6 protein-coding genes and 1 pseudogene are annotated in these 6,404 nt (G+C 70.9%); 5 read left to right on the plus strand and 2 right to left on the minus strand.

What is annotated here, in order from left to right; translation table 11 throughout:
* Positions 1-373 (plus strand): annotated as a pseudogene (locus tag GXP76_RS33095) (3-carboxy-cis,cis-muconate cycloisomerase); the annotation flags it as partial.
* On the plus strand, positions 370-1,590 hold the full coding sequence (gene pcaD, locus GXP76_RS33100) for a 3-oxoadipate enol-lactonase (protein WP_242575317.1): 1,221 nt from the start codon (positions 370-372) through the stop codon (positions 1,588-1,590). The pseudogene GXP76_RS33095 and the gene pcaD, both read left to right, overlap by 4 nt.
* A gap of 148 nt (positions 1,591-1,738) precedes the next feature.
* On the opposite strand, the gene GXP76_RS33105 is transcribed toward pcaD, so the two are convergent.
* Positions 1,739-2,035, minus strand: a complete 297-nt coding sequence (locus GXP76_RS33105; protein ID WP_242575318.1) for a hypothetical protein — start codon at positions 2,033-2,035, stop codon at positions 1,739-1,741.
* 171 nt (positions 2,036-2,206) lie between these two features.
* A complete protein-coding gene (locus GXP76_RS33110; protein ID WP_242575319.1) occupies positions 2,207-3,589 on the minus strand; it encodes an MFS transporter in 1,383 nt (460 codons plus the stop codon).
* A gap of 316 nt (positions 3,590-3,905) precedes the next feature.
* Between GXP76_RS33110 and aroQ the strand changes: the two genes are divergently transcribed.
* From aroQ to GXP76_RS33125, 3 genes are all read left to right on the plus strand, one after another.
* Complete coding sequence (gene aroQ, locus GXP76_RS33115) at positions 3,906-4,355, plus strand: type II 3-dehydroquinate dehydratase (RefSeq protein ID WP_242575320.1); 450 nt, start codon at positions 3,906-3,908, stop codon at positions 4,353-4,355.
* The gene (locus GXP76_RS33120) at positions 4,352-5,206 is read left to right on the plus strand and encodes a shikimate dehydrogenase (RefSeq protein ID WP_242575321.1); all 855 of its coding nucleotides are present in this window, start codon (positions 4,352-4,354) and stop codon (positions 5,204-5,206) included. The genes aroQ and GXP76_RS33120 overlap by 4 nt, the downstream gene beginning before the upstream one ends.
* A 15-nt stretch (positions 5,207-5,221) precedes the next feature.
* Positions 5,222-6,404, plus strand: a 1,183-nt coding sequence (locus GXP76_RS33125) for a sugar phosphate isomerase/epimerase and 4-hydroxyphenylpyruvate domain-containing protein (protein WP_242575322.1), incomplete at its 3' end; no start/stop codon positions are given.

Consider the following 6,404-nt stretch of genomic DNA (forward strand, 5'->3'; position numbering starts at 1 on the left):
GGCCTGGCACGCCGAGTGGGAGCCGCTGCGCGACCTGCTCCGCCTGGTCGGCGGCGCCACCCGCGACGCCGCCGAACTCACAGAGGGCCTCCAGGTGCACGCGGACACGATGCGCGCACACCTCGGCCTCACCCACGGCCTGATCGTGTCCGAACGTCTCGCCGCCGCACTCGCACCCGTCCTGGGTCGCGCCCGTGCCAAGGCCCTGCTGACCGATGCCGCCGCGCGCGCGGCCGACGAGGGCAAGAGCCTCGCGGAGCTGCTTGCCGAGGTTCCTGAGCTCGAAGGCACCGACATCGCGGGCCTCACCGACCCCGCCCGGTACACGGGCTCCGCCGGAGCCCTCACCGACCGCGCCCTGGAGCGACGTTGACCACAGGGACCACTCCGAACGGCAGGCTGCCGCACCACCGTGCCGAGGGGCCGGCCACCGCGGCCGCGCTGCTGCTCGGGCCCTCCCTCGGCACTTCGACCACCCTCTGGGACAAGGTCGCACCCGAACTGTCCCTCACCCACCGGGTCGTACGCTGGGACCTGCCCGGCCACGGCGGCTCGCCCGCGGACCTGATCCGCCCCGGCGCGACGGTCGGCGAGCTGGCCGGCCTCGTCCTGTCCCTCGCCGACTCACTCGGCATCGGCCGCTTCGCGTACGCAGGGGTCTCACTCGGCGGGGCCGTCGGCCTCCATCTCGCCGCCCACCACCCGGAGCGCGTGGAGAGCCTCGCCGTGATCTGCTCGTCGGCGCACTTCGGTGGCTCCGCGCCGTGGGAGGAGAGGGCCGCGCGGGTACGCCGCGAGGGGCTTGGCGCGCTCGCCGACACCGCGAACTCGCGCTGGTTCACGCCCGGTTACACCGTCCCCGCGCTGGTGGCGGACCACCGCGGCGCCGATCCGGGCGCGTATGCCGCGTGCTGTGACGCGCTGGCCGCGTTCGACATCCGGGACCGGCTCTCCACTATCACCGCGCCCACCCTGCTCGTCGCCGGCCGCGAGGACCCGGCGACACCGCCCGCACATCTGCGGGAGATCGCGGACGCGGTACCGGGCGCCGCGCTCACCGAGATCCCGGGCGCCTCGCACCTGGCGCCCGCCGAGCGGCCCGAGGCCGTACTGACCGCGCTGCGCGCCCACTTCACGGAGCGACACAGCACGGGGCGACACAGCACGGGCGGCGCGAAGCGTGGCATGGAGGTGCGCCGCCAGGTGCTCGGCGACGCCCATGTGGATCGCGCGCAGGCGCGTCAGACCGGGTTCACCGCCCGGTTCCAGGACTTCATCTCCCGGTACGCCTGGGGCGAGATCTGGACCGACGACACCCTCTCCCGCCGCGAGCGCAGCCTGATCACGATGACGGCGCTCGTCGCACACGGCCACGACGAAGAACTGGCCATGCACATCAGGGCGGCGCGCCGTAATGGCCTCACTCCCGAGGAGATCGGTGCGGCTCTGCTCCAGACCGCGGTCTACTGCGGTGTGCCGGCGGCCAATTCGGCGTTCGCCGTGGCTCAGCGAGTGCTGGCGGAGGACGCGGCGCCCCACACGACGCCAGGCGCGGTACCGGACAACTCGCCGGACACGGCCGGACAGTGACCGCGCGGCCGGGCCCCGCGCGGCGGAGATCTCCGGCCCGGTCACCGTGTGCGGCGTCAGCGGCGGCTCGGTCCTGGCGAGCAGGTCCGTACGCTCGGCGGGAGGTTGCCCCGAGCCCTGCCAGGATGGCCCCGGCTCATGGAGGGCCTTACAGGAAGCGGGTGCCGACGGTGGTGTTCGCGACACCATGCGCTGGTGGCGACGCGCGGTGTACGGACGTCTTTGCGTCGAGCACGGCGAGCGACGCGGAGTCGGGCACCCGTGCCGTGAGCGCGGCGAGATGCGTGGCGGCGATCCGGGAGAGCGCGGGTCCGGGACGGCGGGGGAAAGCCGAGTCCCAGGACCCGTCGATGAGGCGGGAAGAGAATTCCGCCGCCCGCGACGGCTCCCCGGCGCCTCTTTCGTCGGTCCGTCGGCATGCGAGGCGCGGGTCCGCTGCGGTCACATCTGGTTCCGCTCTGCGGCCCGGGACCGTCCGGTGGTTGTGTCACCCGGCAGCCCGGCAGCCCGGTGAGGCGGGTGCCGGGCATCGCGGAGAGGTTTCGTCGTCCGTCCCGTTGTCCGGTCTCGTGATCCGGCGCTCCTTCGCGGGGCTCCTACTCCCGGCCCGAGGTGATCACGCGCCGGCCTTCGTAGGGGCTTCGCGCCGTGCCGGGCCCCCCTGCTTGGCTCCGAGTTCCTTCGTCGGTACCCGGTGCGTCTCGCGCGCGGTGGCGACGGCGATCGAACTGACGGCGCACAGGACAGCCGTGAAGATCCCGACACCCGTCGCGCCCTGCAGTCCCAGCCAGCCCTCGGGCGAAGCGATCCCGGCCGCCGAGGCAACCGCGAAACCGGCGACGGCGAAACCGACCTGGGTGCCGATGGCCATGCCGGACATCCGGACCCGGGCGCTGAACATCTCACCGTAGAGCGCGGGCCAGATTCCATTGGCGGCCGAGTAGACGACCCCGAACGTGAGGATGCCCGTCAGGAAGATCAGCGGATAGCTGCCCGACGCGATGGCTCCCAAATAGGCGAACATCATTAGGGGGCTTCCGATCGAACCGATCAGGAAGACCGGCTTACGGCCGATCCGGTCGGACAGGGCAGCCCACAGCGGCAGAGCGGCCAGCGCGACGGTATTGGCCGCGATGCTGACCCACAGCATCACCGACTTGTCGAGGCCCACCTCGTCGCTGGTCGCGTAGTTCAGGGCCCAGACGGTGAAGACCGTACTGACCGTGGCGATGACGGCCGCGCACATCACACGCAGCACATCCGCCCAGTGGTCCCGCAGGAGGACCGCGAGCGGCATCTTCTCCACGGTCCCGCTGGCGACCGCCTCCGTGAAGACGGGGGTCTCCCGCACCGTGCGCCGGATGTAGTAGCCGAGGACGGTCACGACGGCGCTGAGCCAGAACGGTATACGCCAGCCCCAGCTGTAGAGCTGTTCATCGGGCAGCGCGGCGATCGGGAGGAAGACGAGCGTAGCGATGATCTGCCCGAACTGGGTCCCGCTGAGGGTGAAGCTGGAGAAGTAGCCACGCCGGTTCGCGGGGGCGTGTTCCAGTGTCATGGAGCCTGCGCTGGCCTGCTCGCCGGCCGCTGAAAGGCCCTGCAGCACCCGCAGGAAGACCAGGAGCGCGGGCGCGAGTCCGCCGATCTGCTCCCTGCCGGGCAGACAGCCGATCAGGAACGTCGCGACGCCCATGAGCATCAGCGTGAAGAGCATGATCTTCTTGCGCCCCGACTTGTCCCCGATGTGTCCGAGGATGACGGCGCCGACGGGGCGAGCCGCGTAGGCGACGCCGAAGGTGGCCAGCGACTGGAGGGTCGCGGTCGCGGGATCCGACTCGTCGAAGAAGACGTGGGGGAAGATCAGGGCCGCCGCGCTGCCGTAGATGAAGAAGTCGTAGTACTCCAGGGCGCTGCCGACCCACGCGGCAGTCGCGGCCTTGCGGGGCGTGCCGTGTTGTTCGGGCCCGCCGGGGCGGGTGAGCGGGGTCTGGTCGGTCACGTGGTTCTCCTCGTCGAGTGTCCCAGCACGGGGACAGAGGTGAGGCAAGGGGAGGCCGTCGTCCCGTCGGCCATGGGGCTCACGCGTGCGGCGCCGGGGGTATGCGGCCGCACCGCGCCCTACCAGGAGATCGTTTCCATGGAGTTGCGAACTAGTTAGTTCATTAGGGCGTGCCGACATCGTGAGGTGACCGCACCGCACTGTCAAGGGTTCTCGGAGGGGCATTCCGAGGCCTGGCACGCGGACTTCCCCGCCGGGAGGGGATCGACTATAAGTAACTTACTGGTTCGTACATTGACGATGATCGGGAGTTCCCATGCCCACCGTGCTGGTCCTCAACGGACCCAACCTCAATCTGCTGGGCCTGCGCGAACCCGAGCTGTACGGCACCGTCACGCTCGCGGACATCGAGGCGAGGTGCCACACCGTCGCCGCGCACCACGGGTTCGAGGCCGACTTCCGGCAGAGCAACCACGAAGGCGAACTGATCGAAGCCGTGCACGCCGCCCGCGCGGGCGCTGACGCCATAGTGATCAACGCGGCCGGCTACACCCACACCTCGGTCGCCCTGCGAGACGCCCTGGCGACGGTTGACATCCCGATCGTCGAGGTGCACCTGACGAACATCCACCGCCGAGAGCCGTACCGCCACCGTTCCTTCGTCGCCGAGGTCGCCGACGCGGTCATCTGCGGCGCGGGAGCCCACGGTTACACGCTGGCACTCGCCCACGTCTCCCACCTCCTGGAGACGGGCGCAGCCGCATGACCTCGTACCTCATCGGACTCATCGGATCCGGGATCGGACCCTCGCTCAGTCCCGCCCTGCACCAGCGCGAGGCAGACCACCACGGTCTGCGCCTGCTCTACCGGCGGATCGACATCGACCGGCTCGGCCTCGGCGCGGACGCGGCGGGCGACCTGGTGCGAGACGCCCGGCGGCTCGGCTACGACGCCCTCAACATCACGCACCCCTGCAAGCAGACGGTCATCCCGCACCTCGACGAACTGTCGGAGGACGCTGCGGCTCTCGGTGCCGTCAATACGGTCGTCTTCGACGGAGAACGGGCCATCGGGCACAACACCGACTGGAGCGGCTTCGCCCATTCCTTCGCCCGCGGCCTCGAAGACGTGCCTACGCGGCACATCACCCAGCTCGGCGCGGGCGGTGCGGGCGCGGCAGTGGCCCACGCCCTGCTCACCCTGGGCGCCGACCGCGTCACCCTCGTCGACGCCGACCCCGAGCGGGCCGCGGCACTCGCCGCCGAACTGGTCCGCCGGTTCGGCGCACGCCGGGCCGACGCGGCACCCCCGAACCGGCTCACGGACCTGCTCGCCGGGGCGGACGGCCTGGTGCACGCCACGCCCACCGGCATGGCCCACCACCCCGGGCTGCCGCTGCCCGTAGAGCTGCTCCGCCCCGGCCTGTGGGTCGCCGACGTCGTCTACCGGCCGCTCGACACCGAGCTGCTCCGCCATGCGAGGGCCTTGGGCTGCCGCACGCTCGACGGCGGCGGCATGGCCGTCTTCCAAGCCGCCCACGCCTTCCGGCTGTTCACCGGCAGAGAGCCCGACGCCGAGCGGATGCTCGCCCACATGACCACCCTCGTCACCACCTGAAACGCGGGAGCAGACATGCGCAAATCCATAGCGACCGTATCGATCAGCGGCAGCCTGACCGAGAAGCTCGACGCGATCGCCCGCGCCGGATTCGACGGCGTGGAGATCTTCGAGAACGACCTGCTCGGCTGTCCGCTCTCCCCCGAGCAGGTCCGCCACCGCGCGGCAGACCTCGGCCTGAGCATCGACCTCTATCAGCCGTTCCGGGACTTCGAGGCGGTTCCCCCGGACCGTCTCAGCGCCAATCTGCGGAGGGCCGAGATGAAGTTCCGCACCATGGAACGGCTCGGTGCCGACACCCTGCTGGTCTGCTCGAACGTCTCCCCGGACACGGTCGACGACGACGAGCTCGCCGCGGAGCAGCTCCATCTGCTCACCGACCTGGCCGCCACGCACGGCATCCGGATCGCGTACGAGGCACTGGCCTGGGGCCGCCATGTCAAGGAGTACCTGCACGCCTGGCGGATCGTACGAATGGCCGACCATCCGGCCCTCGGCACCTGTCTGGACAGCTTCCACATCCTCTCCCGCAGCTCGGATCCGGGCGGGATCGAGGCCATCCCCGGCGACAAAATCTTCTTCCTGCAACTCGCCGACGCGCCGTTGCTGGCCATGGACGTCTTGCAGTGGAGCCGTCACTACCGCTGCTTCCCCGGTCAGGGCGGCTTCGATGTCGCCCGGCTGCTGGCGCATGTACTGCGCACCGGGTACGCCGGGCCGCTGTCGCTGGAGGTGTTCAACGACGTCTTCCGGCAGGCCGACACAGGGCGTACCGCCGTCGACGCCATGCGCTCCCTGATCGCCTTGGAGGAGTCCGTCGCACAGGTGCTCGGCACCGGCTCCGCTGCCGGGATCCTCGGCAGCGGCTCGCCGCTCCCCGCTCCTCTTCCGCCCGGCGGCTTCGCCTTCGCGGAGCTCGCCACGCGCGAGCGGAGCCACCTCGGCACCCTGCTCGGCGCGCTGGGATTCTCACGGACCGGAGCGCATGCCACCAAGCCCGTGGAGCTGTGGGAACAAGGCAGGGCCAGGATCCTGCTCAATGAATCCAACCCCGGTGACGCGGACACGACCCTGTCCGCGATCGGCCTGGAGTCCACCGATCCCGCGGCGTCGGCCCAGCGGGCACAGACGCTGCTGTCCCCCGTACTGCCCCGCGACCGCGCCCCGCGGGAGGCGACGCTCGACGCCGTCGCCGCCC

This window comes from Streptomyces sp. NP-1717, assembly GCF_022695985.1.
Taxonomy (GTDB): Bacteria; Actinomycetota; Actinomycetes; order Streptomycetales; family Streptomycetaceae; genus Streptomyces.